Source organism: Polaromonas sp., from assembly GCF_018780625.1.
Lineage (GTDB): Bacteria > Pseudomonadota > Gammaproteobacteria > Burkholderiales > Burkholderiaceae_C > Polaromonas.
This window is the reverse complement of the sequence record NZ_JADMJK010000156.1, coordinates 1-2038: the sequence shown is the minus strand read 5'-3', so window position 1 is coordinate 2038 and position 2038 is coordinate 1. Positions and strand designations below refer to the sequence as shown.

Annotated in this window: 3 protein-coding genes; all 3 read left to right on the top strand. The window is 61.6% G+C overall.

All coding sequences use genetic code 11. The annotated features are described in order from the left end of the window. On the top strand, nt 1-389 hold a 389-nt coding region (locus IV091_RS12810; protein WP_293469309.1), incomplete at its 5' end, for a 3'-5' exonuclease. Next, a complete protein-coding gene (locus IV091_RS12805; protein WP_293469307.1) occupies nt 386-820 on the top strand; it encodes a hypothetical protein in 435 nt (144 codons plus the stop codon). The genes IV091_RS12810 and IV091_RS12805, both read left to right, overlap by 4 nt. Nucleotides 821-1017: 197 nt before the next feature. Next, complete coding sequence (gene corA / locus IV091_RS12800; protein ID WP_293469305.1) at nt 1018-2004, top strand: magnesium/cobalt transporter CorA; 987 nt, start codon at nt 1018-1020, stop codon at nt 2002-2004. Nucleotides 2005-2038: the final 34 nt, after the last annotated feature.

Sequence of the window (2038 nt, the reverse complement as noted above, 5' to 3'; positions counted from 1 at the left end):
TGGAGTGGCCGCATGTGATGCTGGTCGGCGTGACCGAGGGCATGCTGCCGTTCAAACTCAAGGAAAGTGGCGAAACCGGGGTCGGCTCGCTCGGCGGCTCCGAGCGCGCGCACGAGGCGGCCAACGAAGCCACCGCCAGCCACATTCAGGAAGAACGCCGCCTGATGTACGTGGGCATCACCCGCGCCCAGCGCAGCCTGGCGGTGAGCTGGACGCGCAAACGCAAAAAAGGCCGCGAGATGGTGGCGGCCAGCCCCAGCCGCTTCATCGCTGAAATGGGGCTGAATCAAGCCACGGTCAAAGAAGACCCGCGCGAGAAGCTCAAGGCCCTGCGCGCCGAATTTGCCAAAAAAGCCGAGGACGCCGCGCTGGCGCGCAAGCACTCATGAAAACCCTGCCCGCTATTGTTTTGATAGCTGCCTGCGCAATCAACACGGGGGCCAGCGGCCAAAACAGCACTGAAACCCAGCCCGCCTGCCCCGCTGTGGCGGAAATCAGCCCGCAGCACCTCTACGGCAGCTGGCGCGCCGAGCTGGACGGCCAGCCCGAGGGCGCCACGCTGCTGCTGGAAAAGCACTCCGAGCTGGCGGGCAGCGTCAGCGGGCGCGTCACCCGCGCCAGTGTCAGCGCCCAGCTGGCCGGGGATGTAGACGCGGGTGAGTTCACGCTGGAAGAATCGATCGACGGCGAACACATCAGCGCCACCTGGCTCGGCAGCGTCGTCGCCAGCTCGTGCGGCCAGGAGATCCGGGGCCGCTGGGGTCAGGCCGCCAGCGCGCACAACACCCCGTTTGTGCTGCGCAAACTGCCGGGCTGGTAAAAACGGCCAGCCCCCGTGCCCATCGGTGCATTTTGGCAGCGCGGCAATGCGATAATTTCGCCTTTCTGACTCCCGGAGAAAACTCCTTGGAAACCTGCCCTAGTCGGTAGCTTTCAACTCCCTTAACTGCATCGGGGTTGAAAGCGACACACCGCACCCTCTGCCAGATGCACTTAAAAAATTCACGGGAGTGAGCCATGCTCAATATTTTTTCGCTCGCCAATGGGCGCCTGTTCCAGGAAGAAATCGAATCGCTGGAAGAGCTGTCCAACTTCCAGCCGATCTGGGTCGATCTCGAATCCCCCACCCTCGAAGAAAAACGCTGGATCAAGCAGTACTACGGCCTGTCCATCCCCGAAGACGCGATGGACGAGGACATTGAAGAGTCCGCCCGCTTTTACAAGGAAGACAACGGCGAGCTGCACATCCGCAGCGACTTTTTGGTGGCCGACCATGACGAGCCGCACACGGTGCGCGTCGCGTTCATCCTGAACCAGGAAAACTCGGAACTGCGCAGCAAAGGCGTGCTGTTCTCGATCCACGACGAAGACGTGCCCGTGTTTCGCCTGCTGCGCATGCGCGCCCGCCGCGCCCCCGGCCTGATCGAAGACGCCAAGGAAGTGCTGCTCAAGCTGTTTGACGCCGACGCCGAATACTCCGCCGACACGCTGGAAGATATTTACGACGACCTGGAAAAAGTCAGCAGCAAGGTGCTCTCAGGTGACGTGACCGATGCCATGGCAAGCGAAGTGCTGGGTGCGATTGCCCGCCACGAAGACATGAACGGACGCATCCGGCGCAATGCGATGGACACGCGGCGCGCCGTGAGCTTCATGATGCGCAGCAAAATGCTCAACAACGAGCAGTTTGAAGAGGCGCGCCAGATTCTGCGCGACATCGACTCGCTCGACTCGCACACCGCCTTCCTGTTCGACAAGATCAACTTCTTGATGGACGCCACGGTCGGTTTCATCAACATCAACCAGAACAAGATCATCAAAATCTTCTCGGTGGCCAGCGTGGCGCTGCTGCCACCGACGCTGATTGCCAGCCTGTATGGCATGAACTTCAAGTACATGCCGGAGCTGGACTGGTCGCTGGGCTACCCCTATGCGCTGACGCTGATGGTGGCCAGCGCGCTGGTGCCGATGTGGTACTTCCGAAAACGCGGCTGGCTCAAGTAAAAACAGGCGCCAGCCCTTGCTGCGCCTGCGCTGG